The 20,208-nt window shown below is 65.9% G+C and carries 21 protein-coding genes; 15 read left to right on the top strand and 6 right to left on the bottom strand.

Going from position 1 to position 20,208, the window contains the following annotated elements:
- Window positions 1–3: 3 nt before the first annotated feature.
- The 3 genes from galU to AC56KW_RS05555 are packed head-to-tail and all read left to right on the top strand — an operon-like array spanning window position 4 to window position 1,927.
- Window positions 4–891 carry a UTP--glucose-1-phosphate uridylyltransferase GalU gene (gene galU / locus AC56KW_RS05565; protein ID WP_497169736.1) on the top strand — a complete coding sequence of 296 codons (888 nt, stop codon included), beginning with the start codon at window positions 4–6 and terminating at the stop codon, window positions 889–891.
- A gap of 2 nt (window positions 892–893) precedes the next feature.
- Window positions 894–1,430 carry a peptide deformylase gene (gene def / locus AC56KW_RS05560; RefSeq protein ID WP_497169735.1) on the top strand — a complete coding sequence of 179 codons (537 nt, stop codon included), beginning with the start codon at window positions 894–896 and terminating at the stop codon, window positions 1,428–1,430.
- Window positions 1,427–1,927: a hypothetical protein gene (locus AC56KW_RS05555; RefSeq protein WP_497169734.1), complete on the top strand. Its 501-nt coding sequence runs from the start codon at window positions 1,427–1,429 to the stop codon at window positions 1,925–1,927. The genes def and AC56KW_RS05555 overlap by 4 nt, the downstream gene beginning before the upstream one ends.
- A gap of 38 nt (window positions 1,928–1,965) precedes the next feature.
- On the opposite strand, the gene AC56KW_RS05550 is transcribed toward AC56KW_RS05555, so the two are convergent.
- Window positions 1,966–3,771, bottom strand: coding sequence for a DUF885 domain-containing protein (locus AC56KW_RS05550; RefSeq protein ID WP_497169733.1), 1,806 nt, complete (start codon window positions 3,769–3,771; stop codon window positions 1,966–1,968).
- Between the two features lie 269 nt (window positions 3,772–4,040).
- Here AC56KW_RS05550 and AC56KW_RS05545 point away from each other — a divergent pair, with 269 nt between their 5' ends.
- Genes AC56KW_RS05545 through AC56KW_RS05535 form a run of 3 tightly spaced genes read left to right on the top strand, consistent with a single transcriptional unit; the run spans window position 4,041 to window position 7,189 of the window.
- The gene (locus AC56KW_RS05545) at window positions 4,041–4,424 is read left to right on the top strand and encodes a hypothetical protein (protein WP_497169732.1); all 384 of its coding nucleotides are present in this window, start codon (window positions 4,041–4,043) and stop codon (window positions 4,422–4,424) included.
- Complete coding sequence (locus AC56KW_RS05540; RefSeq protein WP_497169731.1) at window positions 4,424–5,890, top strand: ATPase domain-containing protein; 1,467 nt, start codon at window positions 4,424–4,426, stop codon at window positions 5,888–5,890. The genes AC56KW_RS05545 and AC56KW_RS05540 overlap by 1 nt, the downstream gene beginning before the upstream one ends.
- On the top strand, window positions 5,891–7,189 hold the full coding sequence (locus AC56KW_RS05535) for a hybrid sensor histidine kinase/response regulator (protein ID WP_497169730.1): 1,299 nt from the start codon (window positions 5,891–5,893) through the stop codon (window positions 7,187–7,189).
- 92 nt (window positions 7,190–7,281) lie between these two features.
- Here AC56KW_RS05535 and AC56KW_RS05530 read toward each other — a convergent pair whose 3' ends face one another.
- Together AC56KW_RS05530 and AC56KW_RS05525 are read right to left on the bottom strand one after the other, a co-directional pair.
- Window positions 7,282–8,475, bottom strand: coding sequence for a pyridoxal phosphate-dependent aminotransferase (locus AC56KW_RS05530; protein WP_497169729.1), 1,194 nt, complete (start codon window positions 8,473–8,475; stop codon window positions 7,282–7,284).
- 77 nt (window positions 8,476–8,552) lie between these two features.
- Window positions 8,553–10,079, bottom strand: coding sequence for a peptide MFS transporter (locus AC56KW_RS05525; RefSeq protein WP_497169728.1), 1,527 nt, complete (start codon window positions 10,077–10,079; stop codon window positions 8,553–8,555).
- 289 nt (window positions 10,080–10,368) lie between these two features.
- Between AC56KW_RS05525 and AC56KW_RS05520 the strand changes: the two genes are divergently transcribed.
- The 6 genes from AC56KW_RS05520 (at window position 10,369) to AC56KW_RS05495 (ending at window position 15,616) form a co-directional block, all read left to right on the top strand.
- Complete coding sequence (locus AC56KW_RS05520; protein ID WP_497169727.1) at window positions 10,369–10,575, top strand: hypothetical protein; 207 nt, start codon at window positions 10,369–10,371, stop codon at window positions 10,573–10,575.
- Window positions 10,576–10,714: 139 nt separating this feature from the next.
- Window positions 10,715–11,929 carry a hypothetical protein gene (locus AC56KW_RS05515; RefSeq protein WP_497169726.1) on the top strand — a complete coding sequence of 405 codons (1,215 nt, stop codon included), beginning with the start codon at window positions 10,715–10,717 and terminating at the stop codon, window positions 11,927–11,929.
- 80 nt (window positions 11,930–12,009) lie between these two features.
- A complete protein-coding gene (locus tag AC56KW_RS05510; protein WP_497169725.1) occupies window positions 12,010–12,207 on the top strand; it encodes a hypothetical protein in 198 nt (65 codons plus the stop codon).
- 45 nt (window positions 12,208–12,252) lie between these two features.
- Entirely contained in the window at window positions 12,253–12,549 is a 297-nt protein-coding gene (locus tag AC56KW_RS05505; protein WP_497169724.1) for a hypothetical protein, read from the top strand.
- Window positions 12,456–13,046 carry a hypothetical protein gene (locus AC56KW_RS05500; protein ID WP_497169723.1) on the top strand — a complete coding sequence of 197 codons (591 nt, stop codon included), beginning with the start codon at window positions 12,456–12,458 and terminating at the stop codon, window positions 13,044–13,046. The genes AC56KW_RS05505 and AC56KW_RS05500 overlap by 94 nt, the downstream gene beginning before the upstream one ends.
- A gap of 146 nt (window positions 13,047–13,192) precedes the next feature.
- Window positions 13,193–15,616, top strand: coding sequence for a glycoside hydrolase family 31 protein (locus tag AC56KW_RS05495; RefSeq protein ID WP_497169722.1), 2,424 nt, complete (start codon window positions 13,193–13,195; stop codon window positions 15,614–15,616).
- Between the two features lie 22 nt (window positions 15,617–15,638).
- On the opposite strand, the gene AC56KW_RS05490 is transcribed toward AC56KW_RS05495, so the two are convergent.
- The 3 genes from AC56KW_RS05490 to xth all read right to left on the bottom strand — a co-directional run bounded on the left by AC56KW_RS05490 (window position 15,639) and on the right by xth (window position 17,762).
- Window positions 15,639–16,265 (bottom strand): LysE family translocator, encoded by a 627-nt coding sequence (locus AC56KW_RS05490; RefSeq protein ID WP_497169721.1) that lies wholly within the window; start codon window positions 16,263–16,265, stop codon window positions 15,639–15,641.
- A 72-nt stretch (window positions 16,266–16,337) separates the two neighbouring features.
- Window positions 16,338–16,913 carry an MliC family protein gene (locus AC56KW_RS05485; protein WP_497169720.1) on the bottom strand — a complete coding sequence of 192 codons (576 nt, stop codon included), beginning with the start codon at window positions 16,911–16,913 and terminating at the stop codon, window positions 16,338–16,340.
- 63 nt (window positions 16,914–16,976) lie between these two features.
- Window positions 16,977–17,762, bottom strand: a complete 786-nt coding sequence (gene xth / locus AC56KW_RS05480; RefSeq protein ID WP_497169719.1) for an exodeoxyribonuclease III — start codon at window positions 17,760–17,762, stop codon at window positions 16,977–16,979.
- Window positions 17,763–17,940: 178 nt separating this feature from the next.
- Between xth and AC56KW_RS05475 the strand changes: the two genes are divergently transcribed.
- From AC56KW_RS05475 to AC56KW_RS05465, 3 genes are read left to right on the top strand one after another with little or no spacing between them, the layout of a single operon-like run.
- Window positions 17,941–18,771: an ABC transporter substrate-binding protein gene (locus AC56KW_RS05475; protein WP_497169718.1), complete on the top strand. Its 831-nt coding sequence runs from the start codon at window positions 17,941–17,943 to the stop codon at window positions 18,769–18,771.
- 29 nt (window positions 18,772–18,800) lie between these two features.
- A complete protein-coding gene (locus tag AC56KW_RS05470; RefSeq protein WP_497169717.1) occupies window positions 18,801–19,496 on the top strand; it encodes an amino acid ABC transporter permease in 696 nt (231 codons plus the stop codon).
- A 10-nt stretch (window positions 19,497–19,506) separates the two neighbouring features.
- Window positions 19,507–20,199, top strand: coding sequence for an amino acid ABC transporter permease (locus AC56KW_RS05465; RefSeq protein WP_497169716.1), 693 nt, complete (start codon window positions 19,507–19,509; stop codon window positions 20,197–20,199).
- Window positions 20,200–20,208 lie beyond the last annotated feature (9 nt).

The raw sequence follows: 20,208 nt of genomic DNA, 5'->3' as shown, positions 1-20,208 counted from the left end.
AAGATGACCCTGATTCGCAAAGCCGTATTCCCCGTCGCCGGCCTGGGCAGCCGTTTCCTGCCCGCGACCAAGGCGCAGCCGAAAGAGATGCTGCCGATTGTCGACAAGCCCCTGATCCAGTACGCGGTCGAAGAAGCGGTGGCCGCCGGCATCACGGAACTGATCTTCATCACGGGCCGCAACAAGCGCGCCATCGAAGACCATTTCGACAAGGCCTACGAGCTCGAATCCGAGCTCGAGGCGGCCGGCAAGCAGGCGCTGCTCGAGACCGTGCGTGGCGTGATCCCGAAGAGCGTCAACTGCATCTACATCCGCCAATCGTCGCCGCTGGGCCTGGGCCATGCGGTGCTGTGCGCGCGCCCGGTGGTCGGCGAGGAGCCGTTCGCCGTGCTGCTGGCCGACGACTTCATGGATACGGCCGACGGCCAGAAGCCGGTGCTGGCCCAGATGACCGACGTCTACGCCTATGAACGCAGCAGTATCCTGGCGGTGCAGGACGTGCCGCGCGAGCATACTCGCCAATATGGCATTGTCAGCACTTCGGCCTACCGCACCGACCTGGAGCTGGTATCCGGCATCGTCGAGAAGCCGCAGCCGGCAAACGCGCCGTCGACCCTGGCCGTGGTGGGCCGCTACGTGCTATCGCCGTCGATCTTCGGCTACCTCGAGACGCTGGGCAAGGGCGCCGGCGGCGAGATCCAGCTCACCGACGGCATCGCGGCGCTGATGCAGGCCGAGCGCGTGCTGGCCTATCGCTACGCCGGCCAGCGCTACGATTGCGGCTCCAAGCTGGGCTATCTGCAGGCCACGGCCGCCATCGGCCTGAAGCACCCCGAGACGGCCGAGGGCTTCCGCGCCTCGCTGGCCGCCCTGCTCGAAGCGAAGGGCTGACCATGACGGTGCGCGAGATCCTGAAAATGGGCGACCCGCGCCTGCTGCGGGTGGCCGAGCAGGTCACGCGGTTCGATACGACCGAACTGCACGCGCTGGTCGCCGACATGTTCGAGACCATGCACGCCGCCAGTGGCGCCGGCCTGGCCGCGCCGCAGATCGGCGTCAACCTGCAGTTGGTGATCTTCGGCTTCGGCAGCAACCAGCGCTATCCCGATGCGCCGCCAGTACCCGAGACGGTGTTGATCAATCCCGTGCTCACCGCCCTGTCGCAAGAGCTCGAAGAGGGCTTCGAAGGGTGCCTGTCGGTACCGGGCCTGCGCGGCAGCGTGCCGCGCCATACGCGCCTGCGCTACGAGGGGTTCGACCAGTTCGGCAAGCGCATCGTGCGTGACGCCGAAGGCTTCCACGCGCGCGTGGTGCAGCATGAGGTGGATCACCTGCTGGGCATCCTGTACCCGATGCGGATCCGCGACTTTTCGCGCTTCGGCTTTACCGAAGTGATGTTCCCCCACCTTGATCCCGGAGCCGACGATTGAGCCGCGCCTTACTCTCGCTGACAGCCTTCTGCGCGGCGTGCTGCGCCGCGCCGCTTGCCACGGCAGCCGATTTCTTCACGAAGATCGATCCTTCGCCGACCAGCCAGTTGTGGGTCGATACCGGTTTCTACACCGCCCACTTCGACCGCGACAAGGACCTGAACGACAACAACAAGGGACTGGCGCTCGAGTATCGCTTCAAGGGCACCATGAGCGCCACCGCCGGCCGCTTCTATAACAGCGACCGCGCCTGGTCGAACTATGCGGGCGTGATCTGGCAGCCGTATGCGGTCGGCCCGGTGCGCGTCGGCCTGGCGCTTGCCGCCTTCGACGGCTATCCGAAGACACGCGACGGCGGCTGGTTCCCGGGTGTGATCCCGACCCTGACCTATGAGTACCAGCGGGTCGGCGTGAACGTCGGGATCATCCCGAACTACAAGGACCGGCTGTATGGCGGCATCTCGTTCCAGCTGAAGTTCAAGCTGTTCGAAAAATGACATGGGCCGCGTGATGCGGCCCATGTCATGAACGATGATCAGCTCTCTTTCGGATACGGACTCGGTCCGCCATCCGCGATGAACTGGTCGATCCGCTGCTGCAGCACCGGCAGCGGCACCGATCCGACGTGCAGCACCGTGTCGTGGAAATGGCGGATGTCGAACTTCGGCCCCAGCGCCTTCTCGGCGCGCGCGCGCGCTTCCTGGATCGCCATCTGGCCCAGGTAGTACGACAGCGCCTGGCCCGGCCACGAGATATAGCGGTCCACCTCGGTCTCGACCTCGTGCTTCGACAGTGCGGTATTTTCCAGCAGGTAGTTCTGCGCCTGCTCGCGGGTCCAGCCCTTGGCGTGGATGCCGGTGTCGACCACCAGGCGCGAGGCGCGCCAGGCCTGGTAGCTCAGCATGCCGAACACTTCGTACGGGGTCTCGTAGATATCCATCTCGGTGCCCAGGCGCTCGGTGTACAGGGCCCAGCCTTCGCCATACGCCGAGATATAGGCGCGGCGGAAAGGCGGCACGCCTTTCTGCTCCTGCGCCAGCGGAATCTGGAAGGCGTGGCCCGGCGCCGATTCGTGCAGGGTCAGGGCCGGGAGGCTATAAAGCGGCCGCGCCGGCAGGTTGTAGGTATTGACCCAGTACGTGCCGGGACCACCGCGGCCCGCGGTCCAGAACGGCGCCTGGTCGTCCGGCACCGGGATGATCGCGAAGCGGCGGCGCGGCAGGTGACCGAAGAACTGGTCGGCCTTGGCGTCGAATTTCTTCGAGGTCCAGGCCGCGCTCTTGAGCAGTTCGTCCGGAGTCTTGGCGTAGAAGCGCGGATCGGTGCGCAAGAACTGCAGGAAGGCTTGCAGGTCGCCCTTGAACTCCACCTGCTTCATGATGTCGTGCATCTCGGCGCGGATCTTCGCCATCTCGGCCAGGCCGACCGCGTGGATCTGGTCGGCGCTCATGTCGGTGGTGGTGAATTCGACGATCTTCGACTGGTAGTACGCTTTCCCTCCCGGCATGTCCTGGGCCGCCAGCGTGGTGCGCGCCTTCGGCACGTACTCGTCGCGGAAGTAGGCCAGGGCCTTGGCATAAGCCGGCTGCACCTTGCCCTGGATGATGGCCACCGCCTGCTGGCGCAGCGCTTCCTGCTCGGCGGCGGGTATCGTGGACGGCATCTGCTTGAAGGGGTTGTAGAACACCACGTCCTGCGGCGTCTTCGCGTCGGTCACCGAGGTCAAGGTGCCTTCGCGGCCGGCCAGCGTGACCTTCGGCGGGGTAAAGCCGCGCGCCAGGCCTGCGCGCATATTGTCCAGCTCCTGGTCGAAGTAGGCCGGCAGGCCGTCCAGCAGGCGCAGGTAGTTGCGGTATTCGTCTGCGCTCTTGAACTGGCGCCGCGCGGCATAGGCGACGTCGGACCAGAAGGCGCTGTCGGCGTTCACCGGCTGCTCGTACTCGCGAAAACGCTGGGCGTCGTGCAGGGCGGCGACCTGGGCGCGGTAAACGGCGAAGTTGATGCGTTCGGCCGGCGACAACGCGGCCGGCTCGATCGCGTCGAGCTCCTTCAGGATACCGGCCCAGTAGACGCGGCGCGCTTCCTGGGCGGCCGCGTCGACCCGCGCAAACCCCGGGTTGGCGTTGGGGGCGGCTTCATCGCGCGCCAGGCGCTCGGCGATGCGCCACTTCCACTCCTTGGTGTAGATCTGCTTGAAACGCGCATCGGCCGCACCCGCCTTGGCGCCGGAGGCCGCGCTAACCGCCGGCGCCGCCGTCGCGGCGCCTGCTGCCGGCGCGAGCGCCAGACCCATTGCCATCAAGGCCGTCGAGACGACGGCGGCCACCTTTTTCTTATCCATTGATCCTCAGCTTGATTAAGAGCATGATTGCTCGGCGATACACATCTTAGCGGGGAAACCGCCACATGCCTATCGCATGTTTTGTATCGTAAATACCTGCATGGACGAGTCGTGCAGCGCACATTTAGTCGCCTGGCGCCCGAAGAATGGGAGAAAGCCAAGATATAATGTTCGCTAATCTTCGCCGGCCTGGTGCGTGGCGACCCCCGCACCATGTGTGCATGGACCTTTCATGATGACAACGGCAGCGATTGTTATTCAACTCAAACATGATGACGAGTAAGGGCGGCCCGGGACGTTCCGAGGAGCATATTCGGTTACTCCAGTCCTGGCGCCGTCTGGCCGACCAACTGGGTCCGCTCATCGGCGACAGCGGCTTTTGTGCGCTGTTCGCACGCGCATGCCGTCTCGTCGGTCCTGAATTCAGATGGTTGACGGATGGCCCGCCATGCAAGACCCGCGACGCGCAAATCACTGCGCTGGACGAATTGCTGGCCAGCGTGGCACCTGAACACGCCAAAGCCGCGCATGCGGCGCTGCTCCGGACGTTTACCGAGTTGCTGGCGTCCTTGATCGGCCAGACGCTCGCGCGTCGCCTGCTCGATGCCGCCGCCCGTGACGGGGAAGAGAAGAATGCACAGGAGCACAAGTAATGAGCGATAAAGTATCCCTTGGTAAGCTGAGCACTGGCGTGCAAGGGCTGGATGTTCTCCTGGGGGGAGGGCTGAGCGAATTCTCCTTCAACCTGATCGCCGGGCCGCCCGGATCGGGCAAGACGACGCTGGCCCACCAGATCATGTTTTCGCTGGCCAGCAACGAGCGCCGCGCGCTGTTCTTCACGGTGCTGGGCGAGCCGCCGCTCAAGATGCTGCGCTACCAGCAGCAGTACAGCTTCTTCGACATGGACATGGTCGGCAACTGCGTGCGCTACGTCAACCTGGCCGAAGACCTGCGCACGGGCGACTTCAGCGGCGTGCTCGAGCGCCTGATGAAAGAAGTCGAGGATTTTTCGCCGAGCCTGGTGTTCGTCGATTCGTTCCGCTCGGTGGCGCAGACTGCGCGCGCCGGCAACGAGGGCGTGTCCGACCTGCAGCATTTCATTCAGGATCTCGGCACCCGCATGACGAGCTGGCAGGCCACCACTTTCCTGATCGGCGAATACCAGCATGGCGATGCCGAGGCGAGCCCGATCATGACGGTGGCCGATGGCATGATCTCGCTGACCCCGGTCCATGAAGACAATTCGGTGGTGCGCAAGATGCGGGTGGTGAAGATGCGCGGTCAGGCCCACCTGGGCGGTTCGCACACTTTCCGGATCACCGACGACGGCATCCGCGTCTACCCCCGCCTGTTGCCGCCGCTGGCGGCCGATCACCATGGCGGCAAGCAGTCCGACACCGATCCCGAGCGCATCCCGACCGGCACGCCGGACCTCGACGCGCTGCTGCATGGCGGCCTGCCGCAAGGCCACTCCCTGCTGGTGTCCGGCCCGAGCGGTTGCGGCAAGACGATCCTGGGCACCCGCTTCCTGCAAGAGGGCGCGCGCCGCGGCGAAAAGGGCGTGGCGGTGTCGTTCGAAAAGGGCGCGTCGAGGCTGCGCAATGCGACACTGGCTGCGCTGGTTGCGAACGGCGATGTCGAGACGGTCGAAAGTCGCCTGATCGACCTTACCGTGGACGAGCTGCTCGACGAGATGAACGAGGCGATCGACCGCACCGGCGCGCGCCGGGTGGTGGTCGATTCGCTGTCCGAGCTGGCGCTGTACCTGGCGCCGGAGGGCCGCAACCAGCTGCGCTCGACCGTGTTCCAGATGTTGTCCTCGCTGGCCAAGCGCGGCGTCAGCGTTCTGGTGACGATGGGCCTGGATGACGATTTCACCCAGCTGAGGTTCAGCCAGTCCGAGATCGCCTACCTGACCGATGCCATCGTGCTGATGCGTTTCGGCGAAAGCGGGGGCCAGCTGCGCCGCTTCATCTCGGTGGTCAAGGTGCGCGGCAGCGCGCACAGCGCCGACCTGCGCGAGTTCCACATCGGCGACGACGGGATCCACATCCATCCGATCAGCACCGAATACGAAGGCATCTTGCACGGACTGCCCCTATCACGCGGGACACCCTGAATGGATCTCATGGCGGCGACAGTGGGCATCAACGAAGACCCCCCGGCGCGTCGCCTTGCGGCGCTTGAGCTCGAGAACGCCCAGCTGCGTCGCGATCTCGACACGAGCACCCGACTGACCGCGAGCCTGCGCGAAGCCAACGAACACCTGGTGCTGGCCGCGGTCGACGCCCAGACTTCGCGCGACGACGCCGAAGAAGACAACCGGCGCCAGAACGAGTTCCTCGCCATGCTGGCGCACGAATTGCGCAATCCCCTGGTGCCGATCAGCGTCTCGGCCAGCCTGCTCGAGCGCTCGGCGGTCAGCACCGGCACGCTCGAACGCCTGACCGGCGTGATCCAGCGCCAGGTCGGCCATATGGCGCGCCTGCTGGACGACCTGCTCGATGCCGCGCGCCTGAGCAGCGGCAAGATCACGCTCGCGATCGAACCGCTGCGGCTGGCCGAGCTGATCGAGCATGCGGCAGACACCGTGATGCCGCGCGTGCGCGAACGCGGCCAGGAACTGGCGATCGCGCCGCTGGCCGACAATCTGGTGGTCGATGGCGACCGGGTGCGCCTGACCCAGGTGTTCACCAACCTGCTCAGCAATGCTTCCAAATACACCCAGGACGGTGGCAAGATCTCGGTCGCGGCCCAGGCCGACGACGGGGGCGACCAGGGTGTCTCGGTCACGATCAAGGACAATGGTTCGGGGATGTCCGATGAGACCATCGGCCGCGCCTTCGACCTGTTTACACAGGGGCCGCGTTCTCTGGCGCGCTCGGAAGGCGGGCTTGGGGTCGGGCTGAACGTGGTGCGCAACCTGGTCACCATGCACGGCGGGACGGTCGGCGCGGCCAGCCCGGGACTGGGGCAGGGCAGCACCTTCACGGTATGCCTGCCGCTGTCGAGCGCCGCCGCGCCCAGCGGCGGCGTCCCCGGCGCCGCACTGGTCGCCGGCGCCGCACGCCGTATCCTGATCGTCGAGGACAATGTCGACGCTTCGGACGTGCTGCGCATGCTGCTCGAAGTCGAAGGCCACCGGGTCGAGATCGCGGGCGACGGCCATCAAGGGCTGGCGCTGGCGCTGGAAGGGCGGTTCGATGCGATCCTGTGCGATATCGGACTGCCGGGCCTGGATGGCCTGGAATTGATGGCGCGGCTGCGCGCGGCGCCGCTGGCCTTGCGGCCGCTGGCGATCGCGCTGTCGGGCTACGGCCAGCCGCAAGACCGCGAACGCGCCTTGGCGGCCGGGTTCGACCGTTACCTGGTCAAGCCCGTGGCGCCAGGAGTATTGATCGAGATGCTGGCAGCCTGACGCCGGGTCCACGGCCGTCATCGGCGCCGCACCATGGTCTCATTGCGATCCGGCGTCACGCTGGCCCGGGGTTGGCGGCAAGGCCGTCAGTCCTACGCGAACAGGCGCTGCAAACGCGCCACCGCTTCTTCGATCCGCTCGTATCTGGTCGCATACGAAAAACGCACGTGGCGTTCTGGCGCCGCCACCCCGAAATCGTCGCCGGGCACGATCGCCACGTGCGCATCGTGCAGCACCGCCATGCTGAATGCCGCGCTGTCGGCGCGCTGCGCATGCGCCACCTGGTCGATGTCGGCATACACATAGAAGGCGCCGTCCGGCATCACCGGGACCCCGAAGCCGAGTTCGCGCAGGGCCGGCACCAGGTAGTCACGGCGGCGCTGGAATTCGCGCCGGCGCTGCTCGAAGATGTCCAGCGCCTCGGGATGGAAGCAGGCGAGCGCCGCATGCTGGGCCACGGTCGGCGCGCAGATGAACAGGTTCTGGGCCAGTTTCTCGAATACCGGCACCAGGCTGTCGGGAACCACCAGCCAACCCAGTCGCCAGCCGGTCATATTGAAGTACTTGGAGAAGCTGTTCACGGTGATCACGTCGGGGTCGAGCGCCAGCGCGCTCACCGGCTTGTGGTCATACGACAAGCCCTGGTAAATTTCGTCGACGATGGCGAAGCCACCGCGGGCGCGCACCGCCGCCAGCATGTCGCGCAACTGGCTCGGCGTCATCGAGGTGCCGGTCGGATTCGACGGCGAGGCCACCAGCACGCCACGCGTACGGTCGGTCCAGCGCTCGGCCACGTGGTGGGCGCCGAGCTGGTAGCGGTCCTCGAACGAGGACGGCACCAGCACCGGCTTGCCGCCGAAGCTGGCCACGAAATGGCGGTTGCAGGGATATGACGGGTCGGGCATCAGGACCTCGTCACCTTCGGACACCAGCGCGGCGCAGGCCAGCAGCAGGCCGGCCGAGGCGCCGGCGGTGATCACGATGCGGCGCGGGTCGATATCCAGGCCCGAGACGAAGGCGTAGTGGCCGGAGATGGCCGCGCGCAGTTCGTGCAAGCCGAGCGACTCGGTGTATTGGGTGACGCCGCCGCGGATCGCCTCCATCGCGGCGCTGGCCACGATGTCGGGGGCGGTGAAATCGGGCTCGCCGACGCTCATGCTGATGATGTCATGGCCGGCGCGTTTGAGTTCGCCTGCGGCCTTGACCATCTCCATGACGCGGAACGGTTCGATCGCGTGCACGCGCTGCGCGACCTGGAGCTGGGAAGTGAGGGTGGTAGGAGACATGCTGGTGGAGGTGATCGAAGAAACCCCGCCATCTTACTGGAACCCGGGCGCGCGTGTGGCGCGCACCGGGATAGCGCTTACTGGTGCGCGTGGTGCGCGGCCGTCAGGCGCCGCATCAGTGGCAGCGCCGCCAGCGCAATGAAGGTACAGGCAATCGCGGCCAGGCCCAGCTTGTTGAACAGGCTGGTGTAGATCGGCAGCGTCTGCAGGGGGTCGGTCATCCCTTGCGGCACGCTGGCCATGGTCGCCACCAGGCCGCCCAGGTATTGCGAAATGCCGACCGCGACGAAATAGGCGCCCATCATGAACCCGCCCATGCGCGCCGGCACGTAGCGCGCGATCATCGCCAGCCCCAGGCCGCTCACCAGCAGCTCGCCCAGCGAATACAGGCCGTAGCCCGCGATCATGATCCAGGACGAGGTCAGGCCGTTGACGGCGAAGGCGCCGGCGAAACCGTAGGTGAAGAAGCCGGCGGCGACCACGGCGAAGCCGAGCGCGAACTTGGCGGCGATCGACAGGTCCAGGCGGCCGCCGCGCGAACGCGTGTAGACCCAGGCCAGCACCGGGCTCAAGAGCATGATCCAGATCGCGTTGAGCGCCTGGAACTGGGCCGGCGACCAGGTGAACAGGTGGCTGCCGAACAGGCTGAAGTCGAGGTCGACGTTGCGCAGCGCGAACAGCGAGAGCGAGGTCGACATCTGCTGGTAGAAGATAAAGAAGAACACCGTCTGCAGGGTCAGCACCAGCGCCGCCACCAGGCCGGCGCGCTCGCTGGCCTGGCTGGTGCGGATCAGGTGGATGAAGATGCCCAGCACGACCAGGCCGGCCGCGTAGACGAACAGGCGCGCCAGCCACTGGTATTCGAGAATGAAGGCGGATGCGATCACGGCCAGCACACCGCCGCCCAGGACCAGACCCAGCTTGCCCCAGTCCAGCGGCAGCTCGTCCGGCGGCGAACCGATGTGGTTGATGGTGCGGCGCAGCACGGCGACCGTGAGCAGGCCCACCCACAGGCCGACGCTGCACACGGCGAAGGCCAGGTGCCAGCCGAGGTCACCGCCGGAGCTAGCGTTGAAATGGTCCTTGATCGCCGGCGTGGCCAGCATCGAGACGGTCGAGCCGACGTTGACCGCCATGTAGTAGATGGTGAACGCGCTGTCGATCTTGGCGTCGTCGCCTTCGTAGATCTTGCGCACCAGGTTGGCGGTATTGGGCTTGAACAGGCCGTTGCCGACCACGATCACCCCCAGCGCCACGAAGGTGAGCCAGGTGCCGCTGACCGGGATGCCCATCAGCGCGTAGCCCAGGGACAGGATGATGGCGCCGATGATCATGCTGCGCCGGGTGCCGAGCACCTTGTCGCCGATCCAGCCGCCGATGGCCGGCGCCACGTAGATCAGCGCGGCCGCGGCGCCCCACACCAGGGTGGCGCGGGTATCGTCGAAGCCCAGGCGCTGCACCATGAAGTAGACGATCAGCGCCTGCATCCCGTAGTAGCCGAAGCGCTCCCACAACTCGATCAGGGCCACGGTGAGGAAGGAGCGGGTCTGGCTGACAGCGGGGCCGGGCCCGCCCGCGTTCCGAAGGTTTGGCTGGTGCTGCATATGAATCCTTTGACAACGGCGCCGCGCATGGCCGGCGAAAAATCCGACGATCCTATGCCAGATGGATGAAATATGCAATCTTGACGGCGGGTAGCGACATTGCGCTGACATGGCCGTGTTCCAGGACGATCGAGGTTCGCGCGAGGCGAGCGGGGGTTGGCATCGGCGCCGTATTGGGCGCCGTCATGGCGGGCGCGACGCCGACTGCCGACCACCGACCACCAGCACTTGTTCAGCACCGCGGCGGCGGCCTGGACAGGATCCATGCATGCGCCATCTGTGATTCGACGTGGCGTCGGTGGTGCAGGCCGGCCTGGCGGCCGACGAACGCGGCGTCTGGTGCGGCGCCTGCCAGCTGGGCGTGGGCCGGGTACTGCACGGCTCCGAGGCGCCGCCCGCAGGCACGGCCGATATGTCTGGCGGCTGGGACGCCTTCCTGCGCCTGCGGCTGGACGCGCCGAAAGTGGCGCGCAACGTGGCGCCGGATCCGCGATAACCCGCACCGAAGCTTACAGTTTCGCGACATTCTGCCGACAATAATCCGGAACATGCCCCTTGCCGGCCTGCCTAGAATCCCCTTGTTTGTCAAGACAGTCGCCGGCACGCACCGGCTCACATCACAACAGGGGACATGCATGCATCACCACATCACATTCACCGCCATGGCCATGGGCTGCGCGCTGCTGCTGGCCGGCTGCGGCGGCTCCAGCGACGACGACGCCAAGCCGCCGGTCACGGTCCAGCCGCCACCGTCGGCCAGCACCCTCGACGTCCTCACCACCACCGCGCGCGGCATGGAAAGCGTCGTCTATTTTGGCGGCAGCGCCTACCTGTCCCTGTCCAACAGCAAAACCGAAGGCTCGGCCGTGCTCAAGGCGACCTTGCCGCTGACGCGCTCCTCGAGCTGGACACCGGTCAGCCAGGGCGCCTGCGCCATGGGCAAGCAGGGCGACTTCATCGTGCGCGCGCCGAAGCTCAAGATGGTGGGCCAGGATATGTGGCTGATGCAGCCGTGGGCCGACACGCCCGAAGCGAAGAACGAAAGCGCCACCTGCACCCTGATGGCCGGCAGCGGCAGCTTCGTGCCGCGCGACCAGGACCTGCGCGTCTGCACCGGCGGCTTCTGCGAGACCCTGTCGATGCAGGACATCAAATTGCACGGCAATCGCCTGTACAGCAATCCGGGCGCCGGCATCAACCTGTTCACCTCCAACAACGGCGGCAATTCCTGGACCGTGATCCGCGGCCAGAAGGCGTCGATGATCTGCACCCCGACCAAGTTCCATGTATTGGGCGACCGGGTGCTGGTGGGCGGCGAATGCCCGCTCGACATGGCCTTCGTCGAAGCCTACCAGCTCAATGCCGATGGCAGCGCGCTGGCCAGCCAGGCCAAGCTGGCGCTGAACCTGCCTGCGCTCGAGAATCGCAACGTCCAGTTCATCGAATCGGTCGCCGACACCAAGCGCGTGTTCATCGGCGTCGAAGGCGGCCTGCTGCGCAGCGAAGACAATGGCGTGAGCTTCAAGTTCGTGATCCAGGAACCGCTCTCGGGCAGCAAGACCTACCCATACATCCAGTCCTTCCTGCCGCTCAAGGGCAAGCCGGACAGCATGGTCATCGGCGGCTTCGACAAGGCGACCCAGTTCCCATACCTGGCCTGGTCGAAGGACGGCGGTACGACCTGGACCGACATCTCCAAGCTGGCCCCGAACTACGGCAAGGCGCCGGCGGGCGGCGCCGCCACCATGATCACCGGGATCTCCGAAGATCCGCAGGGCCGCATCATCGTGACGATGAACGAGCTGGGCGACGGCCAGGGCAAGCTGATGCTGCTGACCCTCGGTAACTGATCGCCCGCGCGCGTTCGCAAGCGCCGGCCAAGCAGCCCTATCCGCCATGCGGCGGGTAGGGCCGCTTACAGTTTCACGACATGCAGCGGCGGCAGCGCCTACCTGGCGCCGGCCAGCAGCGCGACCGCAGATTCGGCCGTGTTGGGCGCCAGGCTGCCAGTTCGACCTGGCGCCCGGTGGGCCTGGGCGCCTGCGCCATGGGAACGGTCGGCGACTTCATCCAGCGCTCGCCGAAACGCAAGATGGCGGGCGGCGACATGTGGCTGATGCAGCCCTGAGCCGATACGCCCGAGGCCAGCAACGGCCACTCGACCTGCACCCTGGTGGCGAACAGCGCGAGCTTCATTCCGCGCGACCAGGACCTGCGCACCTGCAACCCGTACTTCTGCGAGACGCCCTCGGTGCCGGACCTTAAGCAGGTCGGCGTCCACCTGTACAGCCATGCCGGCGCCGGCAACAAGCGCTTGAGCTCCAGCGACAAGGGCGCCACCTGGCAGGGCATCCGCGGCCCGAAGGATTCGCAGATGTGCTACCCGACCAAGTTCCACGTGCTCGGCCGCCGGGTGCTGGTGGGGGCGAATGTCCGCTCGACGCCGCCTTCGTCGAAGCCTGCCGCCTGACGCCCGACGGCGCGGCGCTGGCCAGCGAAGACAGGCTGCCGCTCACGCTGCCCGAGATCGAAAACCGCAACGTCCGGTTCATCGCATCGGTGCCGCAGTCGCAGACGGTGTTCGGCGGCGTCGAAGGCGGCCTGCTGCGCGGCACGGACAATGGCAACAGTTTCAAGTTCGTGAGCCACGCGCCGCTCTCGGGAGCAAGGGCTATCCGTACATCAGCGCCTTCCTGCCGCGCAAGGGCAAGCCGGGGACGATGGTCGTCGGCGGCTTCGACAAGATGCACGGCCGTCCCCAACCTGGCCTGGACCCAGGACAGCGGCGCATCCTGGACCGATATCCCGACGCTGGTGCCGGGCCATGACAGGAAGGGCAAGGACGAAGACAGCACGCCATCGATCTCGGCGCTGCCCCAGGATCCGGAGGGCCGCATCATCGTGGTGAGCAACGGGCGGGCCGACAGCCAGGGCCGCCTGATGCTGCTGACCGTCGACAGCAACTAAGCGTCCATCCGATTCTTCATAGTGTCTTCAGCGTCCCGCGCCTGCCGACGGGCGGGGCGGGCGTTTCGTTTGCGTCAAGACTGTCTGATCGCCTGGAATTCTGTCATGCTCTCGCCTGCACCGATCACTACAACGATAATGAAGACATGACCAAAGCACCGATTGCCCGCCTGTCGCTCTGCCTTTCCGCCATTGCGCTCACCGCCAGCCCGCTCGCATTCGCCCAGAACGCCGAGCGCCAGGTGGCCGGCGTGACGCGTAACCAGAACACCCTCGAGATCGCGACCAACGACGGCCGCTACCTGATCAAGCCGTATTCGAGCACGATCGTCGAGACCACCTTCATTCCCAAGGGCGAGCGTTTCGATCCTGCCTCGCATGCGGTGATCCTGGCGCCGGTCCAGGTGCAGGCGACGCTCAAGGACGAGGGCGCCCGCATCACCTACGCCGTCGACGGCGGCATCAGCGTCACGATCGACAAGCAGCCCTTCCGCATCAGCTATGCCTACAAGGGCAAGCCGCTGGTGGCCGAGAAGCGTGGCTTCGGGCGCGCCGGCGGTCACGACACCATCGAATTCGCGCTGGAAGACGGCGAGGCCCTGTACGGCGCCGGCGCGCGCGCGGTCGGCATGAACCGCCGCGGCCACCGCTTCCAGCTGTACAACAAGGCGCATTACGGCTATGCCGAGCGCTCCGAGCTGCTGAACTACACGATTCCGGTGGCGCTGTCGTCCAAAAAGTATGCGATCCACTTCGACAATCCGCAGATCGGCTGGCTCGACTTCGACAGCCGCAAGGACGGCACGCTGCGTTACGAAGTAATCGGCGGACGCAAGACCTACCAGGTCGTGGCCGGCGACAGCTGGGACCACCTGATGGCCGGCTATACGGGCCTGACCGGCCGCCAGCCGCTGCCGCCGCGCTGGGCCTTCGGCAACTTCGCCAGCCGTTTCGGCTACAAGTCCGAGGCCGAGACGCGCGCGGTGGTCGACAGGTTCGCGCAAGAGAAGATCCCGCTCGACGCCGTCATCCTCGACCTGTACTGGTTCGGCAAGACGGTGCAGGGCACCATGGGCAACCTCGATTGGGACCGCGACACCTTCCCGCACGCCGAGAAGATGATGGCGGACTTCAAGGCCAGGGGCGTCAAGACCCTGGTCGTGACCGAACCGTTCGTGCTGACGACGTCCAAGCGCTGGGATGAGGCGGTGGCAAAGAAGGTGCTCGCGACCGACAAGGCGGGCAAGCCCTATACCTATGATTTCTACTTCGGGAACACGGGCCTGATCGACATCTACAAGCCGGAAGGCCGCGACTGGTGGTGGAACATCTACAGCAGCCTCAAGAAGGGGGGCGTCACCGGCTGGTGGGGCGACCTGGGCGAACCCGAGGTCCATCCATCGAGCCTGCAGCATGCGACCGGGTCGGCCGACCAGGTCCACAACGTGTACGGCCACGATTGGGCGCGCCTGATCGCCGAAGGCTACAAGCAGGAGTTCCCGAACGAGCGCCCATTCATCCTGATGCGTGCGGGTTATTCTGGCTCGCAGCGCTTCGGCATGATCCCATGGTCGGGCGACGTCGCCCGCAGCTGGGGCGGACTGCAGTCGCAGATGGAGATCTCGCTGCAGATGGGCATGCAGGGCCTGGCCTATATGCACTCCGACCTGGGCGGCTTCGCCGGTGCGGTGCTCGACGATGAGCTTTACGTGCGGTGGCTGCAATACGGCGTGTTCCAGCCGATCTTCCGTCCGCATGCGCAAGAGGCGGTGGCCTCCGAGCCGGTGTTCCGCTCCGAACGCACCAAGGTCCTGGCGCGCGAAGCGGTGTGGCTGCGCTACGCCATGCTGCCGTATAACTACACGATCGCGTTCGACAACCAGCAGACCGGCATGCCGCTGATGCGGCCCCTGATGTTCGTCGAGACCGATCCGGCCCAGCCGGCCGAGCGCTCCACGACCTACCTGTGGGGCCCCGACTTCCTGGTCACGCCGATCGTGCAGCCGGGCGCCACCCGTGCCGAGGTCTACTTCCCGAACGCCGGCAGCGTGTGGTTCGACTTCCATACCGGCCAGGCGCACAGGGGCGGCATCCTCGAGACGGTGAAGCCGGTCGAGGCGAACATCCCGGTGTACGTGCGCGCCGGCGCCTTCGTGCCGATGGCGAAGGTGGTGCAGACCACGCGCGACTACACGGGCCGCGAGATCGACCTGCACTACTACCACGATCCTTCGGTGGCCGCGTCGAACGGCAAGATGTACGACGATGACGGCGAGACCGCGCTCGCCTATGAGCAGGGCAAGTACGAGATCGTGCGCTTCGACAGCAGGTATCGGGATGCAGGCGCAGGCAAGCAGCTCGAGATCGGCTTCAAGACCGAGACCGGCAAGGCGATGGAAGCCAGGGAGCGCGCCTTCGCGCTCAAGGTCCACAACGTCCAAGCCAGGCCGCGCGCAGTGACGGTCGACGGCCGCAGCGCGCGTTTCACCTTCAACGCCCAGCAGCACCTGCTGGAAGTGCAGGTCCCGGCGCGCAGGGGCCAGGCGGCCAAGGTAGCCATCGCGCTATAGGGTCGGAGGCTGCGCGCCGACGCTAGCGCGAGACGATGAGTCTGAGCCCCAGTCCGATGAACACCGCCCCCGCGATCCGGTCCAGCCACATGCCGGCCGTGGGCGTGCGGTTGAGCCACTGGCCGATCGTCCCCGAAAAATAGCCGAGCGTACCGAAGATCACGGCGGCCTGCAGCGTGAACGCGATGCCCAGCAGGCCGATCTGCAGGTCGGCGTCGCCGCGCGCCGCCACCACGAATTGCGGCAGGAAGGACAGGAAAAACAGCACCACCTTGGGATTGATGGCCGCGGCCAGCAGTCCCTTGACGAACAGCCGTCCGGCCGGTTCGTCCGGTGCGCCCGCACCATCGACGCGCGCGCCGCCGCGGCTCCTGATCGCACCCCATCCCATCCAGATCAGGTACAGGCCGCCCGCCACCTTGAGCGCGGTGAAGGCCGTGGACGAGGCAGCGATCAGCGCGCTGACGCCGATCACGGCCAGCAGGGTGTGGCTCAGGCAGCCCATCGCGCATCCCAGCCCGAAGGCGATGCCGCGCAGGCGGCCCTTGGCGATGCCGGTGCTCAGCACCATCAGGTTATCGGGACCGGGAGACAGGGTGATCAGGACGGCGGCGGCGAGAAAGCCGAAGAGTTGTTCGGGCGATAGCATGATGAGGTGGAAAGCAAAACAGGCGCACAGCTTAACGCATGTACGCCTGTTTGCGGCAGAGCCGGACCTGCATCACGACTTCTTGCAGCTCAGCTCCTTGGCATTGGCGCCCCATTTGATGGTCGTCTTGCCCTGGTGTTCCCTGAACTCTTCTCCGCGGTTGCGGTAAGCGATGCCGCTGGCCGTTTTATCGCCGCGCATCAGCATATGCGTCTTGTCGCGCACCGCGACCATCGAGGCGGGCGTTGTCTCGAGGAAGGTAGCGCTGATCTTGCTGCCGTCGCTGCAGGTGAAGGCGACCGGCCCCGTGGTCTTGACCACCTTGTAGGCCGACTGCAGCTGCAGCGCGCGGCTGCCGTAGGCATTGTCGATGCAGGCGTTCATGTCCTTGGCGTCAGCGCATTTCTTGACACCGTCCCACCATTTGGTGTGCTGTTCCTGCAGCTCCTTGCTCGGGCCGGCGTCGAGTTTTTCCAGGGCCGCGCGGTACATGGCGAAGACCAGGCCTTCGGATTCCGCCGAGCCTGGTGCGGCGCATACCTTGGCTTCGGCGATGCCGATGCCCTTGGCGCAAAAGCCCGGCATCGAGACGGCCTGGGCGCCCAGCGGCAGGGCCAGGACGGCGGCGGCGATGAGGAATCGTTTCATGATGTGCTCCTTGTTATACGAGATGGTGGGCGCGGCGCGGCGTCATGCACGACCGCTGGGGTGTCATGTCTTGATCTTCGCCAGATCCAGTTCGACCCAGGTCGGCGCGTGGTCGCTCGGTTTTTCGCGCCCGCGCACGAACTTGTCGACGCCCGCGTCCTTCAGCGCCGGCTGCAGCCTGGGGCTGAGCAGCAGGTGATCGATGCGGATGCCGGCGTCGCGCCCGAAGGCATTGCGGAAGTAATCCCAGAAGGTATAGATCGTTTCGTCCGGGTGGATGGCGCGCAGCGAATCGAGCCAGCCTTGCTCGATCAGGCGTTCGAAGGCGGCGCGGGTCTCGGGGCGGAACAGGGCGTCGTCGACCCAGCGCTCTGGCTTGTAGACGTCGCGTTCGGTGGGGATGACGTTGAAGTCGCCGGCCAGCACGGCAGGTATGCCTTGCGCCAGCAGTTCGACGCCGCGCAGGCGCAGGCGTTCCATCCAGGCCAGCTTGTAGTCGAACTTGGGACCGGGCGCCGGATTCCCGTTCGGCAGATAGAGCCCGGCGACGAGGATGCCCTGGTAGACCGCCTCGATGTAGCGGCTCTGTTCATCGGTCTCGTCGCCCGGCAGTCCGCGCTGCACTTCTTGCGCCGGTTCGCGCGTGAGGATCGCCACGCCGTTCCAGCTCTTCTGGCCATGCCAGATGGCGTGGTAGCCGGCGTCCTGGATCGCCTGCAGCGGGAATTTGTCTTGCGGCGCCTTCAGTTCTTGCAGGCAGACGACGTCGGGCCGGCGCTCGCCGAGGTACTGGACGAGGGCGTCCAGCCGGCTGTTGATGCTGTTGACATTGTAGGTTACGACGAGCATGGCTTCTCCGATCGGGTTCGAGTCATTATGACAACAACTGGTGGTGAAAGGCGCACGGCTAGCTGACCCCGTGCGCATCTATATGAGTTTTTCGACATTTTCTTATGGCAAATGAGTCGTTTTTCGATATAAGCGTTTGTTCTATACTCCCAGGATCGTCATCGTAGCCGGAGTAACAATGATCACTCGCCGTCACCTCCTCCTGAGCACCATCGCCCTGGGCGCCGCGCTGTCCGCCGGCGTGGTCCATGCCGACCAGCTGGCCGACATCAAGCAAAAAGGGCAGATCGTGTTCGGCGTGCTCGGCACCGATGAACCGAACAGCTTCATCGAACCAAAGTCGCGCCAGCTGGTGGGCTACGAGATCGACATCGCCAACGCGGTCGCGAAGAAACTGGGCGTCAAGCCGGTGTTCAAGCAGATTTCGGTTGCCGCCCGCATCCCCGAGCTGCAGCAGGGCCACGTCGACATCCTGGCCGCTTCGCTCACCCACAACAAGGAACGCGAATCGCAGGTCGACTTCGCGTTGACCCACTTCGTGACCGGCTCCAAGGTCATGGTGCGCGCCGCCAGCGGCATCAGCGCGCTGCCCCAGCTGGCCGGCAAGAAGGTGCTGACGGTGCGCGGCGGCACGCAGGAAACCAATATCCGCAAGGCGGTGCCGAATGTCGAGGTCGTGACCTTCGAAAATACCCAGCAAGCCTTCCAGGCGCTGCGCCAGGGGAAGGGCGTCGCCTACGTCAACGACGAATCCTCGCTGCTGTCCGACTACGGCAAGCTGGGTCCGGCCGCCAAGGGCTTCACGATCCTGGCGCCGTCCATCGGCGTCGAACCGCTCGCGCTGGGCCTGCGCAAGGGCGAGAAAAGCCTGAAGGCGGTGGTCGACCAGACCCTGCGCGAGCTGGAAAGCAGCGGCGGCGCCGCACAGCTGTTCAACAAATGGTATGGCCCGGGCACCCGCACCAACCTGGCCAAGCGCAGCTTCAAGATCAGCACCGACCAGATCTGATCCCTGATCGTCGATCCGGCTGACCCATCTTGCAGTTCTTCGATCCATCCATCCTGCAGTCCGGCGAGTACCACGACTGGCTGGTGCAGGGACTCGTGCTGTCGATCCAGCTGACCGTCATCAGCTTCGTCGTCGCGCTGCCATTCGGCGCGCTGGTGGCGCTGATGCGCACCTCGACCTTCGCGCCGCTGCGCGCGCTCGGCGCCACCATCGTCGAGGCGATCCGCAATGTACCACTGCTGGCACACCTGCTGTTCTGGTACTTCGCGTTCCCCGAGTTGCTGCCTGAAGCGGCGCGCGAAGTCCTGTACGCGAACAATCCCGAAGTGGTCTGCGCCGTCATCGCCCTGAGCCTGTACGCCGGCGTGCACATGGCCGAAGACATCCGCAGCGGCATCCGCGCCGTGCCGGGCACCCAGCTCGAAGCGGCGCGCTCGCTCGGCCTGGGACGCTTTGCCGCGGTGCGCCTGGTGCTGCTGCCGCAGGCGCTGCGCGCTTCGGTGCCGCCGCTGCTGTCGCAGACCGTCAACCTGTGGAAGGACACCAGCGTGGCCACCGTGATCGGCGCCGCCGAACTGATGTACCAGGCCGCGCGGGTGGAAACGGCCAGTTTTCGCAGCCTCGAGGCGTTCACCTTCGCGACACTGGCCTACCTGACGGTGTCGCTGGTCATTTCGCTGCTCGCCCATCTCTACCAGCGCCGCTATCCGCTGCGCACTGCATGAAGGGCGAAGAATGTTCGAGCTGATCGATACCTACTGGTTGTACTTCCTGGTCGGCCAATACCCCGAAGGGCCGCTGGGCGGCCTGGTGCTCACCATTGTGCTGTCCGGCGCGGCGCTGGCGCTGGCGATGCCGCTCGGCCTGCTGCTGGGCATCGCCCGCGTCAGTCCGTATCTCGCCATCAGCCTGCCGGTGGCCGGCCTGGTGCAGGTGGTGCGCGCGGTGCCGCTGCTGCTGGTGCTGTTCTGGGTTTACTTCTTCCTGCCGGCCGTCACGGGTGTCAAGACGTCGCAGGCGACCACGATGCTGATGGTGCTGGTGGTGTTCGACAGTATCTACCTGGCCGAGATCGTGGCGGCCGGCATCCGCGCGCTGCCGAAAGGGCAGCTGGAAAGCGCCCGTTCGCTGGGCCTGGGCTACGGCGCCGCGCTGCGCCACGTGGTACTGCCGCAGACGCTGCGCCACGGCCTGCCGTCGATCGTCAACCAGCTGGTCTCGACGATCAAGGCGACCTCGCTCGGCTACATCATCGGTCTCTCGGAGGTGTCGTTCATCGCCACCCAGATCAATACCCTGGTGTTCACCCAGGCGGTCGAGGTTTACCTGATCCTGGCGCTGACGTATTTCATCCTGTGTTTCGGCCTGTCCCGGCTGGCCTTCCTGCTCGAGCGACGCCTGCAGCGGCGCGCCGTGCAGGCATCATGAAAGCCCATG

It is taken from the genome of Telluria sp. RT2P19, assembly GCF_059685725.1.
The sequence above is the reverse complement of the archived record's forward strand: the minus strand, read 5'-3'. Positions and strand labels throughout refer to the sequence as shown.